This window comes from Oricola sp., from assembly GCF_965230365.1.
GTDB lineage: Bacteria > Pseudomonadota > Alphaproteobacteria > Rhizobiales > Rhizobiaceae > Oricola.
In genome coordinates, this window is the sequence record NZ_OZ246003.1 from 2388968 (window position 1) to 2408329 (window position 19362).

The window sequence follows — 19362 nt, forward strand, 5'->3', positions numbered from 1 at the left end:
CACGCGTCAGCGTTGCCGCGCCCGCGCATAGCGCGCGAGCGGTTTTCTGCCCCGGCCTTAAGCGCCTCGTTCGGCCCTTCGCTATGGCTACGGGCGTTCGTCGCGCGAAAAGCCAAATCGTTGGCTTTTCGTCCGCGCAGCGGAAAGCTCCTCACCGTTGCCGGGGGCCCGACGCGCCCGCGCATAACGCGCGAGCGCGTCGCATTCCTTCAGGATATCGTCGATGGGGATTTCGGATCGTCGCCGGCGGCCCGGCGGATGACCGATACGCAGCGGGATCTGGATTTTCGTGAATGGTTCGGGCGGGTACGCCTGTTCGTTGTCCGCACCGTCTTTCGCGCCGCTGGCCGGATTGGATTCCGCCATCAATCGCGCCTTCCTGCGCGCAAAGCGGACGGCATGGCCGGGCAGATCGTCGAGCGCAGCTTTCAGCGCGCGGATGCGCCGGCAGACATGGGCGGCGTTGATCAGGGTGCGGCCGAGCCCGTCGACCGGCGGCGACGGTTTGGGCGGATCGACGGGCAGCGGCGCGTCGCTGCCGAAAAAGGTGATGCGCGGCACGGCCTTGTGCCGCGGCCGCGGCGGCGCGAAGATCGCCGCATAGTCGATCGGCGGATCGAACAGCGCGAAGGCCGGATTGAGCGACGGCGCTGTTTGTCTTGCCGGCTTCGGCGGCTTCGGCAGCCAGGGCGTCCGGCCGACGGGCACCTGCCTGCCCTGGTAGACGATGTTGGTCATCGGCCTTGGGCTGTTGTCCTTCACGATCAGGCAGGCCACGACCGACGCCGGCACGTCGAGCGCGGCGTCCTCCGGCACCGTGGTCAGGTCGAGATCTGCGTCGGCAGCGGCGGGCGCATCGGCCTTTGCCGGCGCGATCCCGGCAAACGGCCGGCGCCTGGCCTGCCGGACGTGCAGCTTGACCGCGATGTTGCGCGCGGCGACCGCCAGCAGACGACGGGTGGCGCTTTCGGCGGGATAGAGCACCCGCAGGACCGCCCGCCAGATGCATTCCGGCAGCATGTCGGCACCGCCGACATCCAGACCGGTCTTGATGCACAGGGTGCGCACAATGCGCGACAGCGTGGCGCGGTATTGCGCGATCTCCAGGTCAAACCATTCATCCGAGCCGTAATTCATGCGGTCCAGCATGGCCGAGGGTGAGGTGCGGTGGACAGGTTTTCCAGCCGTTTCGCCCGGCCGGGCCGGAGTTCTGGCAAGCGCATGGGCCGGGACCGCGCGATCTGTCCACCGCGCCGGATGTTTCGGAGAGGAATTCGGCCGATAGATACTGTGTGAGCGGTCGTTTTAACGCGCAATAAACAAGTGCCGGTTGTATATGTCCGTATTAAAGCAAGTAAAAAGAGCCATCCATGCCACCTGACGCAGTGTCAACGCAGTGCAAGGCCCGCGCCGGATCGACTGCCCGCCGGCGCAACCTCGCCGCAACGCTGATGGCGCTGGCGCTGGCGGGCGCGATGCTGGCGGGGTGTGGCAACGAATCCGCGACGATCCGCTACCGGGCTACGGCGAAGATGGTGATCGACGGCGACGTACGCGAAGGCTCGGCGGTGCACCGGGTGAAATTCACCGACGCACCGCACAGCCTGACCGGATTCGGCATGGCGGTCGACGACGATGGCGAGGGCATCGTCATCGACACCGGGCTGGAAGATCACGCCGTCTATGTGCTGCTGCATGATCGCAGCGGTAGCAAGGTTATGCACTTTGCAATGATGCAGTGTTTCGGCATCGATTCCGGTTTGCCGGACTACGACTGGATCGGCGCGTTGCGGGACATTCCCTTCGGTAAGACATGCAGCATCGATGCGGAAACCATTCACAAATACTCCCGCCCCCTCGTTGTCGCCTTCCACCGCGAGAGCGTGCCGGCCTCGATCTTCGAGGTGACGCCGAAATCGTTGAAGGGCGCCTTCAATGTCGACGGCCATTTCAGGGAGATGGTCTTTGAGCGCGTGCCCGGCAACACGCCGCTGACCAAAGCGATCGACCAGCGCCTGCCCTGGCTGAACGAGATCCCGTTCGAGGGCAGTAACATGAGAGTTCTCGCTCCATTCGATGCAACGAAACTCCTGGCGAAGGACGCGACACTACCCCAGCAGGTTTCCGATTATTTCTTCAGGGATTGAGCCATTGACGCCGACTAATGACGATGTTCATCTCGCTTCTGGCGCTTGACGCATGCGTGGTGCCGCCCGGCAGGCCGAACATGAAGGGCAAGTGCGCTTCGGTCTGACATTGGCCGCCGTGGGCATGGCGGGCGCGATGCTGGCGGGGTGCGGCGAGCGTGTCTCCTGGCGGCGAAACTTACCTTGGAAGTGGAGACGCCGGACGGGATCGTCACCGGCACGGGTGTCGTCCAGATAAGAATGCGGTGGCTGGAGGATTGGCAGCGATTTGCCAGCGCCAATTCGGTGGGTTCCGATGTGCGCGGCGAAGCCGTTGTCGTTGAAGTTGCGCCCGGACGCTACCTTTTCGCGCTCGTGAGTTGGGCAAGCTACGGGTTGGCGCTGAAAGCCTTCAAGGAAGGCGACGAAAGCCCAAGGCAAACATCCACGCGCCTCCAGGCACTTCGCGAGACGCGGGTGCTGCCGCGCGAAAACTATCCTCGGATGGTGACATTCGGACATATCGGCAGCCCGCAGACGGTCCGCCGGGTCGACCCGGACAATCTCGCCGCCACATTCGGCCCCGGCTACCGGCTGAAATCGATCACGCTGGAGATCACCGACGCGCCGGTGACCAGGGGCGAGTTGGAGACTGTGCTGGGGTGGCTTGGTGAACATCCGGAGCCCGTTGTCCGAAGGACTTCTCATTTGCAGCAAAACTGCGGCAAGGCGAATTTATCAGGAGATAGACAATGACCCTCTAGCGAATTCTTGCGATGGATGCTTACAATCGTGGCGCGCCCGGCAGGCCGAACATGAAGGGCATGGATGCGCTTTGGTCTGACACTGGCAGAATGCTCGGTTACCCGGGGTGGGAGTGGCACCAGAAGCTGACGGTGGAAGTCGAAACCCCAAATGGCGTGGCCGTTGGCAGCGCCGTGACGGAATCCATTGGCGCGACGAACTGGATCTGCTTGCTGATGCGCCGCATGTCCATTCGGGACGGGTGATGGTGGTCAATCTTGGCGACGACCAATATTGCGCTGCTCAGCGCCGAAAGGCTGGCGCTGCGGGTGTTTTTGGCCGTCCGATACCGACGGGTTGCCCCGATACGTGACGTCTCGAAGCAGCGAGGGTGCGTCGCGCCCGGTCGAGCCGGCGGCCTATCCGCGCCTGTCACCTTCGGCGATATCGACGATGCAACCGTCCGCCGTGTGATCCGGCAATCCGCCGCCACATTCGGCCCCGGCTACCGGCTGAAATCGATCACGTTGGAGATCACCGACGCGCCGGTGACCAGGGGCGAGGTGGAGACGGTGCTGGGGTGGCTTGGTGAACATTCCGGTTTCCGATTGTTGATCCGAAGGACTTCTCATTTGCAGCAAAACTGCGGCAAGGCGATTTTATCAGGAGATAGACAATGCATCTCTGACGACTTGTTCCTCGCGATTCTTGCGATGGGTGCCTGCAATCGTGGCATGAAGGGCATGGCAATGCGCTTCGGTGTGACATTGGCCGCGCTGGCGTTGGCGGGTGCGATGCTGGCGGGGTGTGGCAACGAATCCGCGACGATCCGCTACCGGGCTACGGCGAAGATGGTGATCGACGGCGACATGCGCGAAGGCTCGGCGGTACGCGAGATGACCATCACCGAAACGCCGAACAGCCTGACCGGTTTCGGCTTGCGGGTGACAGACCGCGGAGAGGCGATCATCGTCGATATCGGGGAAGGACGCAGTGCGGTCTATTTCCTGCGCAACGACCGCAGCGGCTCGGGGTACCGGCTGTCCGGAACGATGCAGAACTGTTTCGGAATCGAAAGCGGCAGCTCGGGCTCCGGCTGGACGAAGGCTTTCGAGGAGATCCCGGTTGGACAAAGCTGCGTCATCAAGCCGGAAGTCGTGGCGCGCACGGCGCCGCTGATCGTCGCCTTCCACCGCGAGAGCGTGCCGGCCTCGATCTTCGAGGTGACGCCGAAATCGTTGAAGGGCGCGTTCAATGTCGACGGCCATTTCAGGGAGATGGTCTTCGAGCGCGTGCCGGACAACACGCCGCTGACCAAAGCGATCGACCAGCGCCTGCCCTGGCTGAACGAAATCCCGTTCGACGGAACGGATATCCGGAAGCTGGATCCGCACGCTCCTCGCGGAATGGCGCGAAAGGACGCGACCTTGGCGCAGCGAGTAACAGACTTTTATTTCAGGGATTGAGCTATGACCAGCACGCCGACGAATGACGATGTGTTCATCTCGCTTCTGGCGCTTGACGCCTACATGCGTGGCGCCGCCCGGCAGGCCGAACATGAAGGGCATGGCCAGTGCGCGCCGGTCTGACACTGGCCGCGCTGGCGTTGGCGGGCGCGATGCTGGCGGGGTGCGGCGAGCGTGTTGAATGGCACCAGAAGCTGACCGTGGAAGTCGAGACGCCGGACGGGATCGTAACCGGCACGGGTGTCGTCCAGATAAGAATGCGGTGGCTGGAGGATTGGCAGCGATTTGCCAGCGCCAATCGGTGGGTTCCGATGTGCGCGGCGAAGCCGTTGTCGTTGAGGTTGCGCCCGGACGCTACCTTTTCGCGCTCGTGAGTTGGGCAAGCTACGGGTTGGCGCTTAAAGCCTTCAAGGAAGGCGACGAAAGCCCAAGGCAAACATCCACCCGCCTCCAGGCACTTCGCGAGACGCGGGTGCTGCCGCGCGAAAACTATCCTCGCCTGGTGACATTCGGACATATCGGCAGCCCGCAGACGGTCCGCCGTGTCGACCCGGACAATCTCGCCGCCACATTCGGCCCCGGCTACCGGCTGAAATCGATCACGCTGGAGATCACCGACGCGCCGGTGACCAGGGGCGAGGTGGAGACGGTGCTGGGGTGGCTTGGTGAACATCCGGAAACTCCGTTGTTTCCGATTGTTGATCCGAAGGACTTCTCATTTGCAGCAAAACTGCGGCAAGGCGAATTTATCAGGAGATAGACAATGACCATCTCTGGCGACTTGTTCTTAGCGATTCTTGCGATGGATGCTTACAATCGTGGGTATGGCGCTGGGATCGCCGATGAAGGTTCGCACGATCCGGATGGTCTCGGGGTCACAAATGAGCAAAAGACCTGTAGTATCGGTCACGCCCTATAGCCGCGCGCGGCAGATATAGAGCGACAACGCGGCCGCATTCGACACGTTGAGCGAGCGGATCGCGCCCGGCATGTCGATGCGCGCCAGATCGTCGACGGTCGCGCGGGTCTTCTGGCGCAGACCCTTGCCCTCGGCACCGAGGACGAGCGCGATTTTCGGGCCTTTCGCGGTGTTCTCCAGCACGTCCGGGCCGTCGGAGTCGAGGCCGACCGTCTGGAAGCCGGCGGCCGAGAGCGTTGCAATCGCTTCGGCCAGATTGCGCACTTCGAGGTGGTCGATATGTTCCAGCGCGCCCGACGCCGCCTTGGCGAGCACGCCCGTCTCGACCGGGCTGTGGCGCGACGTGGTGACCAGCGCGCCCGCCTTGAAGGCGACGGCCGAGCGCATGATCGCGCCGACATTGTGCGGATCGGTGACCTGATCAAGAACCAGAACGAGATCGGTGTCGCCGAGCGCATTGAGCGGCTTCGGCAACAGCGGCCGCGTCTCGAGCAGCACGCCCTGGTGCACCGCATCGGTGCCGGTCAGCCGGTCGATCGCCTTCGGTTCGACGGCCTCGACCGGGCAGGGGATATCGCCGCTGCGCCCTTCGGTGAGCCGCGCCAGCGCGTTGCGCGTTGCCATCAGCCGGATGAGCTTGCGGCGCGGGTTGTCGAGCGCGGCGCGCACCGTGTGCAGCCCGTAGAGGTGAAGCGTGCCGTTTTCGGCCGGTTTTGGCTGGGCCTCGCGGTGGGCGCGCCTAAGCCGCGCATAATGGCTGTCCTTGGGGGTTCCCTTGTGGCTGTCACTGTCGTTTCTGTCGGTCATTGGCGGCTTCGCTGTTGCGGTTTCGGCTCACGAACAACACATGTTTGGTGTCGCGGCAAGCCAAGTTCCCGGTATCGCGTGAAAAACCGCGCCCGTCGTGTTGACAGGAAAAAACGCTGCCGTCATAAGGCGCTTCGCGATCCCTCGGGAACGCTGTGCTCCGGCCGCCAGTCATGGAGGAGTGCGTGAGTGGTTAAAACGGACGGACTGTAAATCCGTTGGCTATGCCTACGTTGGTTCGAATCCAACCTCCTCCACCACTGGTCCGGTCCCGAGCCCGCAGGCGGGTATAGCTCAATGGTAGAGCAGCAGCCTTCCAAGCTGAATATGCGGGTTCGATTCCCGCTACCCGCTCCAGCGGCCGCTTCCATCAAATCAGGAAATTCAAGGCTTTAGCCGGTTTCCGGGGCTTATCGGCTCCTGCGAAAGCGGGATACTGTGCAGCAATTGGCGAATTGCGCCCCCATTCCGGGGACAGCGCATGAGCCGCGGCAAGCGCAAAATGCCGGCCACCGACCTGCTTTGCGGCGCCGGAGGCTGTCCCGGCCCGCCGAAACGCATATATCAGCCCGTCTGACATCTTCCTTGAATGTCCCGGTTCACAGACGGCCCGGAACACGTTGCGGTCTGTTCCGGACCGGGTTGCAGACTGGTTCAAAGCAAATCCGTCGAGGTTCTCGCGGGTCGGTGCGGGTGGCAGCCGGTCCTGCGTATCGGGTTTGTTTGCTCTGGAAAATGACGAGAGTTTCTTGCACAATGAGAACAATGCATCTCGACCGCTTGATCTCCATTCTTGAAACCGTGTCGATGTCGGGCGGAACAGCGACGGCAAGCGATATTTGCGCAGCAACAGGCTACCCCAAGCCATCAGTGTACAGGCTGCTGCAGGACTTGCAGAAATCCGGATTGCTCGAGTCGCCGGAAAAAGGTGCCTTTCGCATAGGTCGACGGCTTCACCGCATCTCTCAACTGGACCGCAGCGATGCCGAGATCAACGTGCTGGTTCAGCCGCTGCTTGCAGAGTTTGCCGACAAATACGGTGCGGCGTGCTTTCTGGCGCGTCAGCGCGGGCACGGCGTGGAAATCTCGCAGGTTGAAGTCCCCAGAAGCGGTGCGGTCTCTTTTCTTCATCCCGGCTTGGGATTGCGACCCATGCACGCCTGTTCCTGCTCGAAGGTCATTGCCGCCTACGGCAATGAAGCGCTGCGGCGCGAGGCCGCCGAAGGGCATCTGAAACAATTCACGGAACACACTCATACCGATGCCGAGGCGCTGCTCGACGAGTTCCGAAAGATACAGGAGAAGGGCTATGGCGAATGCGTCGAGGAACTTGAACTTGGGATCTGTTCTGTCGCCGCGCCCGTACGTTTGCCGGAAGCCGGTGTCAGCATGAGTGTTGGCGTGACAGGGTCGTTGCGTGTGTTCACCGAAACGTTCCGCAGGCAGGTCGGGCCGGCGTTGATAGGGCTTGCGCAGGACGTAGAGGAGAGGTTGACGGCAAAGGATCCGTAAACCGGGTTGCGCCCTAGCCGGTCTGTCCACCCGGTCGCTCCGCACATTCCAGAAACACCCGCGCGGTACATCTTTCGCAGGCCGACCGGGGAACGATACTGACGGCCTCGGCGATGGCCTCGCGCTTGGATGCCAGCAGATGGTCGTCGCCCAGGATCTCCAACGTTCCGTAGGACCGCAATGCGTTGATCAAGCCCGGATATGCGGCAACGATGAAGAAATCTCCACCCAGCGCACGCGCGCGCCGGATTTGCCGGTTCAGGAAATTCGCACCGGTCAAATCGATTGTCTCGATCCCCTTCAGCACCAAGACGACGATGTTCTGCCCCGGGTTCGATGTGTTGATGGCCGAGAATCTGCGTTCGAGCTCCTCAACGGAACCGAAGAAAATCTGCCCCTGGATGCGCCGGAAGGACACTTCGGGGCATTGTGGCAGGTTGTGCCTGTCCGCGTTGCGGAGCTTTCGTTGCCCGTTCGCTTCCATCGGGGCGCCCACGGCAACGAAAGGGTTGGCGCTGGCGTGGAGGAAGAACACCAGTGAAAGGATCACGCCAACAACAATGGCGTATTCAAGTTCGATGAAGACGCCGCTGAGGAAGGTGGCAATCAGGATCGAGGTTTCGCGCCTGCTGTGACGGATATGGCGGATTTCGGCGAAGTTGATCAGCTTCCAGGCCACGTAGAGGATAATGCCGCCCATCGCCGGGACCGGGATGTAGACGACCATCGGGGCCAGCAGCAAAAGCAGCAGCATCAGCCAGGCTGCCGCTAAGATGGCCGAGAGCGGCGTCTGTGCGCCGGATTCGGCATTCAGGCCAGAGCGCGTGAACGACCCCGATCCGGCATAACAGTTCAAAAACCCGCCAAGGAAGTTCGACAGACCCTGCCCAATGATTTCCTGATTTGAATCGTAAGGCTCGTAACGCCGCGCGGCAAATGTTCGCCCTATGGATATCGCCTCGAGCAGGCCCACAACGGCGATGGCAAAGGCTCCGGGGATCAGGTCGATGGCCTGCGCAAGACTCGCAGCCGGCAAGGAAAACGAGGGGATCACCGAGGGCAGTTCATCAAACATCCTTATGCCGTTCGCCTCTGCGCCCAACAACTGGCCAGAAACGCCGCCGACGAGCAGGGCAATCAGAAAGGCCGGGATCCGCCGCGAGACCGCCTGGCAAAGGACTATGCTGGCAAGCGTCAGGCCCGCGATCGTGCAGGCAATCGGGTTGATCTGGTCGATATGCTCGATCACCCGCAAGATGCGCTCCACAACGCCGCCACCACGCCCGGTCTCGACGCCAAGGCTGGGCGCAAGCTGCGAGGCCGCAATCAGCAGTGCCGCAGCGGCGGTGAAACCCACGATGACAGAGTGCGAGATGAATGCGATCAGGCCACCCAGTCGCGCGACGCCCGCGACGATCTGCAAGAACCCGATCATGATTGTGAGCGTCAACGCCAGCAAGACGAATTGCTCGGACCCGGCCTCGGCAAAGGGCGCCAACGTCGAAAACAGTACCGCCGATATGGCCGTTGTCGGCCCCGACACCATAACCATCGAGGCTCCCCAGAACCCGGCAACCACAGCCGTGAACATTGCCGTGTAAAGCCCGAATTCCGGCGGCAGTCCGGCGATGATTGCAAAGGCGACGCCTTGCGGCAGAACAATCGCGGCGTTTGTAAGCCCTGCCGTCAGATCGGCTTGCAGTGTCCGGCGATTGACGGCTCGAAACCAGGGCCGAACAGGAGAAAAGAAATGTGCCTGTCGGTGAATGAATTGCGAGACGGATGTCCGCGGCGGGGTGTCGCGATGCGAGCTCAAGAGGCGATCAATCTAAAAGACGTCCCCGGGCCGAGTGCCCCGGGACAATTGGTCCAAGGCGAAACCGTCGTGACGGAAGATCAGGTCAGCGGGCGCAACCGGCCCGACTTGTGCAGATCGACAAACGCATCGAAAGTGGAGCGTATGCCCAAGTCGACAGGAATGGACGGGAAGTCCAGATGCGCGCGAATGGGGCCGTCATCCATGTCCGGCGGGAAGGGGAAGGGCGCGCCCGAGACAGTGATCTGTGCGTCCGGGGCGCATTCGCGCAGGATCTCAACGCCGTGTTCGACGGTCTCACACCCTCCGTTGAGATCAAAGACATAGGCGCCGTCGCCTTCCTGCGACACCGCGGCAATGAAAGCCGCTGCCGCTTCGCCGGCATGCAGCCAGCTCAGCCGCCCACTGTAGGGAATGTCGTAGGCTTTGCCCTCTATGACGGCCTGAAGCGCTAACGTGAACTTCGCGCTGATCCCCTGATCGCGCGCAACGCCGTAGACGACGTTGGGGCGGATACAGACGCTGGGCACATGCCAGTCCTGCCAGTACACATACGCCGTCTGCTCATTGGCCACTTTGTACGCGCCATAGAGCGTTGCCTTGTATTGGCCCCCGGGCGGCATGCCATGAGCGGCTACAGAGCTGGCATACGCAGTTCGCCTGATCCCTTTGTCCCGGGCCACTTGGAGGATGTTTATTGTGCCTTCGACGTTGACACGCGCACCTAGCGCCGGGTCAGCTGCGCAGAATGGAACCTGCAGACCCGCATAGTGGACAATGGCGCGAATATCATGTTTTTCAACCAGTTGCGTCAGCGCCCTGAAGTCCGTCACATTGCTGGTTTCCCAAGTCAGCGCCGCTGCCGCCTCGCGACCCATGACCAACTCGGCGCGGTAGCGGTCCTCCCGTAAATCCGCCGCAACCACCGGTACACCGGATGCCTGCAAGATGGCCACCGTCCACGCACCAAGGCATCCACCGGCGCCGGTAACCAGGACCGGGCCGTCGAACATGATGGGATCGACCAGAAACGGTTGGATAAGGGCAGTCATGTTCGGATCTCCACTTTCATTTCGCAGTCCAGTGCATTGGCGACGAAGCAGTACCGGTGCGCTCGGTCATGCATCACTTGCAGTTCCTCCCGATCTTTGTCGTGTCCGCCTTCGAAGGTCACTTCGGGGTGCAGGGTGATTCCGCCGACTTTCACGCGGCCGTCCGGTGTTTTGCCCAGCGTGGCCACAGATTGGTCCGTGTATCGCTTGACTTTCCAACGGGCCTTCGCGGCCAGCGCGAGGAACGTCATCATGTGGCACGAGCTGAGCGCGGCAGCGATGGCTTCCTCGGGGTTCACGAAACGCGGGTCGCCGCCATAGTCCGGCGCGGAGGTCATGGTCGCCGCCAGGCCCCCGCCAAACTCCATCCTGTGGTTCGTGCTGTATTCTCCTGCGGCGAACTCGGCCTGACCCAGGTTCCATGTCAATTTCGCTACGTATTCCGACATAATTCAGGTCCGTTCTCAGAATCTACCGCGCTTTCTGGTGTCAGTTTTGGGTAGCACAAAATATCATTAGGTGATAGGTAAAAATCATAAAATGAGCCTAAAGGCGTCCGCCGGGTAAGAGCGAGGCCGTGCGGGAGGAGGAAATCGATGTCAAATTCAGCTGCTGTTGAAGACACTCCGGTCCTTGTGACTGTCGAATCGGGCACTGCGACCGTGGTGCTCAACCGTCCGAAGTCGCTCAACGCGTTGGCCGAAGAGGTTCTCAGCGCCCTGCAAGAGATCTGGGACGAAATTGCAGAGAACCACGAGGTCAAGGCGGGCGATCACTTTCGCGTCGGGCATAATTTCAAGGAAATGAGCGCGCATCGCGAAGACATCGACGGTGGGTACGGCTACTTCAACGCACTCTTCGCCCAATGTTCGAGAATGATGATGTCCATGGTTGCCCTGCCGCAGCTGGTGATTGCCGAATTGACGGGCATTGCGACAGCCGCGGGCTGCCAGCTGGTGGCGACATGTGACCTTGCGGTGGCAGTTGATGACGCGTTCTTCGCCACCTCGAATGTCAAGACCGGCAAGGCCGCGTTCTACCGCCATGCCGAGATGAGATTGGCCGAAGCCTACGACTTTGCCGCGCGCACGTTGGCCGACAACACGATGGCTCGCGATACCGGACGCGGCATCGGTGCTTTTGTTACCAAACAGCCGATGCCCGAGTGGACCGGAGAGTAATCCCGGATGTCGATTTTCAACGGCGCGATGATCTGCGGCGACCTGCACCGCACATGGAGCGCGCTTGACGCGCTTCCGAATGCCTCGACCGCAAAGATTCTCGAACACCAGCTTCGCGCGACGGCGAAGTCTGCAACCCTCGAACTTGAAACTCCAGGAGACTGACATGAAACTCTGCCGTTTGCGAAAGGGCGAAGCAATTGTGCCCAGTGTTGTCGTCGATGACATCCACCATGACCTTTCATCGGTTGTGGCGGATATCGACGCTGATTTCTTTCAATCCGGCGGCCTCGCTTTGCTGGCCAATCTGGATATCGCGACGCTGCCCGTCATTGCGGAACACGATGGATTTGCGCCCTGCGTGACCAAGCCTTCGAAAATCCTGTGCATCGGCCTGAACTACCACGATCACGCAAAGGAAGCCGGGATGGATATCCCAAAGGAGCCCGTTGTGTTCTTCAAGGCTCCGTCCAGCCTGTCAGGGGCAAACGATCCCATTCCCTTTCCGCCCGGTGCAACCATGCTGGATTGGGAGATCGAACTGGCCATCGTGGTCGGCAGGCGCACCAAGCGCGCGATGATGGATACTGCAATGGATGCCATTGCGGGTTACATGGTTCTCAACGATGTCTCTGAACGCAACTGGCAGTTGATGCGCGGTGGCCAATGGGCCAAGGGCAAGAGCCATGACGGATTTACACCAATCGGCCCTTACTTGGTGCCGGCAGGCAGCGTAGAAAGCCCCGACGCATTTGACCTTTCGCTGAAAGTGAACGGAGAGGTCATGCAGTCGGGCTCGACTGCGGATTTCATCTTCGATCTGGCCAGTGTGATCGTGCACCTGAGCGAGTTCATGACGCTGGAACCGGGCGACATCATCACCACGGGCACGCCGGCCGGAGTTGGGTTCGGGATGGACCCCAAGACCTTCCTCAAGCCGGGCGATGTGGTGGAAACCAGCATCGCAGGCTTGGGCACCCAGACCCAGACCGTCGCGGCAGAGGCCTAAGAGGCTGACATGACCCCCAAGAACCTGGTCATCATTCTTTCCGACGAACACAACGCCAGGTTCCTGGGATGCAGGGGCCATGCAGTGGTTAAGACCCCCAATCTGGACCGGCTGGCCGCGCGCGGGACGCGGTTTGATGCGGCCTATTGCAATTCCCCGATCTGCGTTCCGTCGCGCGCCAGCATGGCGACGGGACGCTATGCGCATGACACCGGGTTTTGGGACAATGCCGCGCCCTATGACGGCTCGATCCCAAGCTGGGGGCATCGGCTGCGGGAGCAGGGGTTTGGGGCGGTCTCGGTGGGCAAGCTGCATTTTCGCAGCACCGAGGATGACAACGGATTTGATCCGGAAATCGCACCCCTGCATGTGGCGGGCGGGATCGGCGATCTTTTGGGATTGATCCGTGAGGATATGGAGCCGCGTGCCGGATCGCCCAAATTCGCTCAAAACGTAGGGTCTGGCGAAACCAGCTACACAGCCTATGATCGAACCATCACCGACGAGGCCAAACGCTGGCTGACCGAACAAGCGCCCGCGCAGTCCGCGCCTTGGGTTCTGTTCGTGTCCTTCGTCGCGCCGCATTTCCCGCTGGTCGCACCGGACGAATTCTACAACCTCTATCAGGATGTTGAGATCGACCCGCAGAACTTTACAGAGGGGCTGGAGCGGCCGAACCACCCGTATTACCAAGCCATGCTGCACAATATCGACTTCGATGACCACTTCGATGCGACATCACGCGAAAAGGCAATCCGAGGTTATCTTGGGCTGTGCAGCTTCCTGGATCATAACGTCGGGCAGGTCGTTGACGCCATTGATGCGGCGGGTTTGTCCGGGGACACGCGGGTCCTGTACGCCAGCGACCATGGGGAAGCCCTGGGCAAGCGCGGGTTTTGGGGAAAATCGACGATGTTCGAAGAAAGCGCTGCGGTCCCAATGATCCTCGCCGGCCCCGATGTTGCCATGGGGCAGGTCGTCGACAGCCCTGTGAGCCTTGTTGATCTGTTTCCGACCGTGCTGGACTGTGTGGACGCCAGGCAGCACGCAGATGACGCCGACTTGCCGGGCATGTCACTGTTTGAAACCGCGGCGGGCAAATCTGCCGACCGGACCGTTTTTTCAGAGTATCACGCGGCCGGGTCTTGCACTGGCAACTACATGCTGCGTAAAGGCCGGTTCAAACTGGTCTATTTCGCAGCATTTGCGCCGGAACTCTTCGATTTGATCGCTGACCCGTTGGAAACAAGAAACCTGGCCGAAGTTCCCGAACATCGGGCCAAGCTGCAAGAACTCCTGTCGGAACTTCGCGACATCCTCGATCCCGACGCGATGAGCGAGGTTGTCAAGCAGCACCAAGCCCTCCGGATCGCGCAGGCCGGTGGGCGTGATGCCATTCTCAACCAAGGGGATTTTGGTTATTCGCCAGCGCCTTCCAAGGACTGATGATCAAGTTACGGCTGATCGGGTTATCGAACCGCATCCCGATGGTCGCGCGATACAATCCGCAACTTCTCGCAGAGCGCTTCTGCCATGGGGGGGATAACCCCGAACTTGCGACGCAATATCCCTGTTTCGCGGAACCCGCTGAGCGCGGAACATTTCAGATGGTCAAATTGCGTCCAAGCCTGACCCTCGGGCGTCAGCGACGTGGCCAGGGTCGCAAGATCGGATCGCGCAACGACCTCGAGCGAGCATGAAACGTCGTTGACGTCGACCGTCGGTGTTGGCGCGGGCACGCCATGGGCCTGGAACAGTTGATCAAACAAGGACCGTACAAAGGTACCATTCGGCAGGGCCCAGCTCAACTCGAGCAGATCCTTTATCGACTTGTCCTTGCCATCCTGCGCCGGATGTCCCTGTCGCACCAGCACGTGGCTGTCGGTGCGGATCAGGCTTTCAGAAGTGATCATGTTCTGGTTTGCCCCCGACAGCGCTACCGGCCCGAAAACCAGATCCAGATCGCCGCTCAGCAGTTTGTCCTTCAAGCGGGTCGGTACGCCTGTTTCGATATTCACACGAATATCGGGATGCTCCCCGACGAGGAGGGCAACGGCCTTTGGCAGGAAGCCGGTCAGCCAGAAGTATCCTGATCCGATGGTGATCTCGGCAATCTGTGCTTCTTTTGCACCATCGATCTGCCGCAGTGCGCTACGATAGCTGGCATCTATTGATTTGGCGTAGTCGAAAAGAATCTGCCCAGTCCGGCTGGGGCGCACGCCGCGTGGCAATCGCACGAGCAGCTTGGTTTCAAGTTCAGCCTCCAAGCGGCTTAAGTGTTTTGAAAGAGCGGGTTGACTCAGTCCCAGTTCCTCTGCCGCGGCTGTAATGCTGCCACGATCAACCACGGTCATGAAAAGTCTGAGGTGGCGAACGTCCACACGGTATTCCAAAACTGTTATGCGTTCGGACAAAAGCAGCAATTTTTTTGCATGTCAAATGCGGTACTTACATAGACCATGGGAATTGGACTCGGGACCAGACGGCGCGCATTGTGTGCCCGGCGATCAAAAAACACGAAGAATCGCCCGCAGTTGTGTCGACACGCAATGGAAGCTGGAACAGCAGCGCGAGCATCCTTTTTCGACACATAGCTGTGGAGACACCATGAAATACACCTCTTCGCACTGGGGCACATACCGGATCACTGACACTGGGTTGGAACCAGTGGAGCAGGACCAGGCACCTGCTGTCGCCGGGCGCGGTTGGTTCAGCGCGGCCACCGATCCGAAAATCCGTGTGGCGCGCCCGTCCTTTCGCGCGGGGTGGTTGAAAGGGCGAGACCGAAACCGACGCGGGGACGCCGAGTTCGTCGATCTGCCCTGGGACGAAGCCCTGGAGATCCTGGCGAGCGAATTGAAGCGCGTTATCGACACTTATGGCAACGCGGCGATTTATGGCGGCTCTTACGGATGGTCCAGTGCGGGCCGGTTCCATCATGCGCAATCGCAGCTCAAACACTTCCTGAATTGCATCGGCGGATGCACATCGTCGCGCAATACCTATTCGCATGCTGGCGCCGAGGTTCTCTGGCCTCATATCCTCGGTTACTCCAACCGCGAGCTGATGCACAATCTGACGACTTGGGATCGCATAGCCGACAACTGCAAACTGTTGGTTGCCTTTGGGGGGATTTCTCCGCGGACGGCCCAGATCAGCGCCGGGGGTACGTCGACGCATTCGGTTCGGGCATGGCTGGACAGAATCCAGACCGGAGGCTGCCGCATGGTCAATGTCTCTCCCTTGGGGTCCGATCTGGCGGGCGCCGAGTGGAAGCCGATCAAACCGGGCACCGACCGGGCGATGATCCTCGCACTGTCGCATGTGATCCTGTCGCAGGGCCTGGAGAACAAGGCTTTCCTGGATCGCTACACCGAGGGTGCAGATCGCTTCATAGCCAGCGTGACAGGTGAGATCGATAACGTCCCCAAAACGCCAGAATGGGCCGAAGATATCTGCGACATTCCAGCGGACGAAATCCGGGCCCTCGCGCTTGATCTGGTCAGGTCTCCTTCGATGGTCACAATGTCCTGGAGCCTTCAACGCCAGGATCATGGCGAGGAAACGATCTGGGCGGGGCTGAATCTGGCATGCCTGATCGGTCAGATCGGCCAACCCGGGTGTGGGTTCGGTTTCGGCTATGGATCGATGAATACATCGGGCCAACCGGTGGGACTATGGAACTGGCCAAGCTTCCCGCAGGGGCGAAATCCCGTGCGTGATTTCATCCCGGTGGCGCGGATCACCGAGATGCTGGAACGCCCCGGTGACACATTCAAATACGATGGCGAGACCTACACCTACCCGGACATCCGGCTGATCTGGTGGGCCGGTGGCAATCCTTACCACCACCATCAGGACCTGAACCGCTTGGCGAAGGCCTGGCAAAAACCCGAGACCGTGATTGTCAACGAACACAGCTGGACCGCGACGGCCCGTCGGGCCGACATCGTCTTGCCGGCGACGACGCCGCTGGAACGCGATGATTTCATGATGATGCGCCGCGATCCGGTGCTGGTCTACATGTCCGCCGCGCGTGCGCCCTTCGGCGACGCCCGCGACGAGTTCGACATGTTTCGCGACCTTGCCGCCCGAATGGGGGTCGCAGACGCGCATGGAGAAAACCGCAGAGCCGAGGACTGGTTGCCGCATCTTTGGGATCTCGCGCGAAAACACGGTCGCGAGAACAACATCGCGCTGCCAGACTTCGAGACCTTCAAAGAGATCGGCTGGCTCGAGCTTCCCAATGCGGCGCGTAGCATGGATTTTCTGCAAGACTTCATCGCCGCACCCAAGGAACACCCGCTGAACACACCGTCGGGCCGGATCGAAATGGCCAGCAGCACAATCGGTGTCATGGGTTTGGACGACCTCTCTGAAACGCCCGAATGGAGGGAGCCCTTTGAGTGGTTGGAGGGCAAGACCTGCGACATGTTGCACCTGATTTCGCCGCAACCGGAGACCCGACTGCATGCTCAAAACGATGCGGGCGCCGAGACGAAAGCAACCAAGATCAAGGGGCGTGAGCCGTGCAGGCTGCACCCAGCTACGGCGGCTCTGTATGATCTGGAAGCGGGTGATATAGCGGAACTCTACAATGCCAGGGGCTCTTGTCTGACTGCGGTCACTCTAGACAAAGAGATGCGCCATGACTGCGTCGTGTTGCCGACGGGGGCCTGGCTGGATGTGATCGATATTGACGATCGTATTGTGGACGTTCACGGCAACCCCAATGTCCTGACGAAAGACAAAGGGTTATCGCAACTGTCGCAGGGCAACTCGGCCCACACGACATTGGTTAGAATACGCAAATGGCTCGGAAATCTGCCGCCGGTAACGGTGCTGGACGGTCCAAACATGTCGAGCGCCGGCTCTGACGGCACCGCCCGAAATCGGAGCTAGAACCAGGTCCGATCTGACGATCGAGGCTGTCACCGGCGGTGCTCGAAACCTGCGCTGGCCCCAGTCAATCATGATACGCTCTAGGGCTTCGAAGTCTCCGGATGCGCCATGCCGATTTGGGCAATTTCATCGTGCATGGAAGCGATTGCCGGATGAATTTCAGATATTCCATAGGAGTTATGCCGGTGGACAAATACCATAATATCCGCGCATGTCACGGTGATGCGATTGTCGGACGATTGGAGGACCGCTATCGCGGTTGAATTGAGACTGGGAGAGAGAGATGTTTTCGAAAATAGTAGCAATGGGCGCCTTGGCCTTAGGCGTCTTGGTGACCCAGCCTGCATTGGCGGATTACCCGGAAAAACCTGTGACATTCATCGTGCCCAACGCAGCGGGCGGCGGCGTCGATGTGGCGCTTCGGATGCTGGTGAAGCATCTGGAAAAGCACACAGACGCGACGATGATCGTCAAGAACGTCAAAGGTGGCGGCACAACAACCGGCACGCGTGAGGTGTATGATGCACCGGCGGACGGGCACACGTTGCTGTTCTTCCATCAGGCGTTCATGGGCACAGCTGCTCAGGGTATTCTGAAGCGTGACTTCAACGACATGATCCCTGTCGCACGTACAGGCAGCATCGGCCTGATGTATGCAACAGGCACAGGCGTTCCTTACGAAGGCTTCGACCAATTTGTTGACTACGCAAAAGCAAACCCAGGTGCCGTCAAGATCGGCGTTCAGCTGGGCGCTCTGAACCACCTGATCGCGCTTGGCCTGATCGACAACCTCGGCATCGAAGCAACACCTGTGAACGTTCCAGGCGGCAACGGCCCAATCCGTGCTGCAATGCTGGGCGGTCAGATCGACATGGCGATCACAGCGCCTTCCGTGACCAAGGGCTATGTGGATTCCGGCGACATGCGCCCACTGGTGATGCTGGACAATTATCGCTCGACATACCTTCCTGACATGCCGCATTCCGTTGAGCTTGGTTATCCGGACATGACGTTCTCGGCGACCATGTACCTGTTCGCTCACAAGGACACGCCAGAACAGGCGCGCACCTACTGGGCAGACAAGATGGAAGCGGTGATGAACGATCCTGAACTGCAGGAGGAACTTGGCGCCTTCATCGAAGACATTCGGTTTTCACGCGGTGAAGAGCTCGCGGCAGAGGTCGCCGCGGAGTACGAGAAGTTTTCCGCAATCGTGGAAAACCACGGCCTGAAGCGCGATTGATTTCGCAGGCGAGATGACATGAGCGTTTGAATTGCGCTCATGTCATGTGCACTGGAAGCATCCGTGCAATCTATCCTCCCAATGTACGGCGAGAAGAATGACACAAGCTCAGAGGGACTTGATCACCTATCTGGTTCTGTTGCTGTCGGTGGGAGGGCTCTATCTGAATGCGGCCAGCATTCCAGACTCGATGTTTGAACCTGTTGGTGGCCGTTTTCTTGCGCAGCTCATTCCCGCATTCATAGCAGCACTGTGTATTTTTGGGCTCGTGTACGGCCGCCTGACCGGATCCTACAAGAGCGGGGCCAGAGTTGGCAGCCTCAAGTTGTCTGCTCAGATGTTCGGACTTCTTTTTGCGTATGCTTTCGGACTGAGCCTGGGCGGTGGACTGTTTGGTTTCGTCGCCGTTTCCGCCGTCTTTGTCGCCGCCCTGAGTTGGGTCCTGTTCGAAGGTGACCAACCTTCCATACGCGAGATCGCATGGGTTGTTGGGCTCGCGATCAGTTTGCCGCTATGTATTGGTTTGGTCTTAACTCGGCTTCTATTCGTCAGCCTTCCGTAACCTGCCGACGCATCAGCCGTAGG

The 19362-nt window shown here is 60.4% G+C and carries 20 protein-coding genes and 2 tRNA genes; 16 read left to right on the plus strand and 6 right to left on the minus strand.

The window, feature by feature from the left end; all coding sequences use genetic code 11:
- Positions 1-87 precede the first annotated feature (87 nt).
- Complete coding sequence (locus ACO06R_RS11475) at positions 88-1137, minus strand: hypothetical protein (RefSeq protein WP_421849659.1); 1050 nt, start codon at positions 1135-1137, stop codon at positions 88-90.
- A gap of 233 nt (positions 1138-1370) precedes the next feature.
- On the opposite strand from ACO06R_RS11475, the gene ACO06R_RS11480 reads away from it, so the two are divergent.
- The 6 genes from ACO06R_RS11480 to ACO06R_RS11505 all read left to right on the plus strand — a co-directional run bounded on the left by ACO06R_RS11480 (position 1371) and on the right by ACO06R_RS11505 (position 5096).
- Complete coding sequence (locus tag ACO06R_RS11480; RefSeq protein ID WP_421849663.1) at positions 1371-2147, plus strand: hypothetical protein; 777 nt, start codon at positions 1371-1373, stop codon at positions 2145-2147.
- A gap of 183 nt (positions 2148-2330) precedes the next feature.
- Positions 2331-2882, plus strand: coding sequence for a hypothetical protein (locus tag ACO06R_RS11485; RefSeq protein ID WP_421849666.1), 552 nt, complete (start codon positions 2331-2333; stop codon positions 2880-2882).
- Between the two features lie 20 nt (positions 2883-2902).
- The gene (locus ACO06R_RS11490) at positions 2903-3136 is read left to right on the plus strand and encodes a hypothetical protein (RefSeq protein ID WP_421849668.1); all 234 of its coding nucleotides are present in this window, start codon (positions 2903-2905) and stop codon (positions 3134-3136) included.
- 12 nt (positions 3137-3148) lie between these two features.
- Positions 3149-4336 (plus strand): hypothetical protein, encoded by a 1188-nt coding sequence (locus tag ACO06R_RS11495; protein WP_421849671.1) that lies wholly within the window; start codon positions 3149-3151, stop codon positions 4334-4336.
- A 107-nt stretch (positions 4337-4443) separates the two neighbouring features.
- Positions 4444-4710, plus strand: coding sequence for a hypothetical protein (locus ACO06R_RS11500; protein ID WP_421849674.1), 267 nt, complete (start codon positions 4444-4446; stop codon positions 4708-4710).
- 17 nt (positions 4711-4727) lie between these two features.
- The gene (locus ACO06R_RS11505) at positions 4728-5096 is read left to right on the plus strand and encodes a hypothetical protein (RefSeq protein ID WP_421849677.1); all 369 of its coding nucleotides are present in this window, start codon (positions 4728-4730) and stop codon (positions 5094-5096) included.
- Positions 5097-5249: 153 nt separating this feature from the next.
- Here the strand turns inward: ACO06R_RS11505 and ACO06R_RS11510 are convergent, their stop codons facing one another.
- Positions 5250-6062, minus strand: coding sequence for a TrmH family RNA methyltransferase (locus ACO06R_RS11510; protein ID WP_421849679.1), 813 nt, complete (start codon positions 6060-6062; stop codon positions 5250-5252).
- Positions 6063-6237: 175 nt separating this feature from the next.
- Here ACO06R_RS11510 and ACO06R_RS11515 point away from each other — a divergent pair.
- The 3 genes from ACO06R_RS11515 to ACO06R_RS11525 all read left to right on the plus strand — a co-directional run bounded on the left by ACO06R_RS11515 (position 6238) and on the right by ACO06R_RS11525 (position 7574).
- Positions 6238-6322 (plus strand) — tRNA-Tyr (locus tag ACO06R_RS11515).
- Between the two features lie 23 nt (positions 6323-6345).
- Positions 6346-6419: transfer RNA gene (locus ACO06R_RS11520), tRNA-Gly, on the plus strand.
- A gap of 408 nt (positions 6420-6827) precedes the next feature.
- A complete protein-coding gene (locus ACO06R_RS11525) occupies positions 6828-7574 on the plus strand; it encodes an IclR family transcriptional regulator (protein WP_421849682.1) in 747 nt (248 codons plus the stop codon).
- 13 nt (positions 7575-7587) lie between these two features.
- Here ACO06R_RS11525 and ACO06R_RS11530 read toward each other — a convergent pair whose 3' ends face one another.
- The 3 genes from ACO06R_RS11530 to ACO06R_RS11540 form a co-directional block, all read right to left on the minus strand.
- A complete protein-coding gene (locus ACO06R_RS11530; protein WP_421849685.1) occupies positions 7588-9390 on the minus strand; it encodes a SulP family inorganic anion transporter in 1803 nt (600 codons plus the stop codon).
- A gap of 80 nt (positions 9391-9470) precedes the next feature.
- Positions 9471-10442, minus strand: coding sequence for an NAD-dependent epimerase/dehydratase family protein (locus tag ACO06R_RS11535; protein WP_421849688.1), 972 nt, complete (start codon positions 10440-10442; stop codon positions 9471-9473).
- Positions 10439-10891: an OsmC family protein gene (locus tag ACO06R_RS11540; RefSeq protein ID WP_421849691.1), complete on the minus strand. Its 453-nt coding sequence runs from the start codon at positions 10889-10891 to the stop codon at positions 10439-10441. Before ACO06R_RS11540 ends, ACO06R_RS11535 begins: the two co-directional genes overlap by 4 nt.
- Before the next feature lie 147 nt (positions 10892-11038).
- Here ACO06R_RS11540 and ACO06R_RS11545 point away from each other — a divergent pair, with 147 nt between their 5' ends.
- Genes ACO06R_RS11545 through ACO06R_RS11560 form a run of 4 tightly spaced genes read left to right on the plus strand, consistent with a single transcriptional unit; the run spans position 11039 to position 14078 of the window.
- Positions 11039-11623 (plus strand): enoyl-CoA hydratase-related protein, encoded by a 585-nt coding sequence (locus tag ACO06R_RS11545; protein ID WP_421849694.1) that lies wholly within the window; start codon positions 11039-11041, stop codon positions 11621-11623.
- A 6-nt stretch (positions 11624-11629) separates the two neighbouring features.
- Positions 11630-11788 (plus strand): hypothetical protein, encoded by a 159-nt coding sequence (locus ACO06R_RS11550; RefSeq protein WP_421849698.1) that lies wholly within the window; start codon positions 11630-11632, stop codon positions 11786-11788.
- A 1-nt stretch (position 11789) separates the two neighbouring features.
- Positions 11790-12632: a fumarylacetoacetate hydrolase family protein gene (locus ACO06R_RS11555; RefSeq protein WP_421849701.1), complete on the plus strand. Its 843-nt coding sequence runs from the start codon at positions 11790-11792 to the stop codon at positions 12630-12632.
- Between the two features lie 9 nt (positions 12633-12641).
- Positions 12642-14078, plus strand: coding sequence for a sulfatase-like hydrolase/transferase (locus ACO06R_RS11560; RefSeq protein WP_421849704.1), 1437 nt, complete (start codon positions 12642-12644; stop codon positions 14076-14078).
- A gap of 23 nt (positions 14079-14101) precedes the next feature.
- On the opposite strand, the gene ACO06R_RS11565 is transcribed toward ACO06R_RS11560, so the two are convergent.
- The gene (locus tag ACO06R_RS11565) at positions 14102-15013 is read right to left on the minus strand and encodes a LysR family transcriptional regulator (RefSeq protein ID WP_421849707.1); all 912 of its coding nucleotides are present in this window, start codon (positions 15011-15013) and stop codon (positions 14102-14104) included.
- A 19-nt stretch (positions 15014-15032) separates the two neighbouring features.
- On the opposite strand from ACO06R_RS11565, the gene ACO06R_RS11570 reads away from it, so the two are divergent.
- From ACO06R_RS11570 to ACO06R_RS11580, 3 genes are all read left to right on the plus strand, one after another.
- A complete protein-coding gene (locus ACO06R_RS11570) occupies positions 15033-17534 on the plus strand; it encodes a molybdopterin-dependent oxidoreductase (protein ID WP_421849710.1) in 2502 nt (833 codons plus the stop codon).
- Positions 17535-17817: 283 nt separating this feature from the next.
- The gene (locus ACO06R_RS11575) at positions 17818-18777 is read left to right on the plus strand and encodes a Bug family tripartite tricarboxylate transporter substrate binding protein (protein WP_421849713.1); all 960 of its coding nucleotides are present in this window, start codon (positions 17818-17820) and stop codon (positions 18775-18777) included.
- 118 nt (positions 18778-18895) lie between these two features.
- Positions 18896-19339 carry a hypothetical protein gene (locus tag ACO06R_RS11580; RefSeq protein ID WP_421849716.1) on the plus strand — a complete coding sequence of 148 codons (444 nt, stop codon included), beginning with the start codon at positions 18896-18898 and terminating at the stop codon, positions 19337-19339.
- Positions 19340-19362 lie beyond the last annotated feature (23 nt).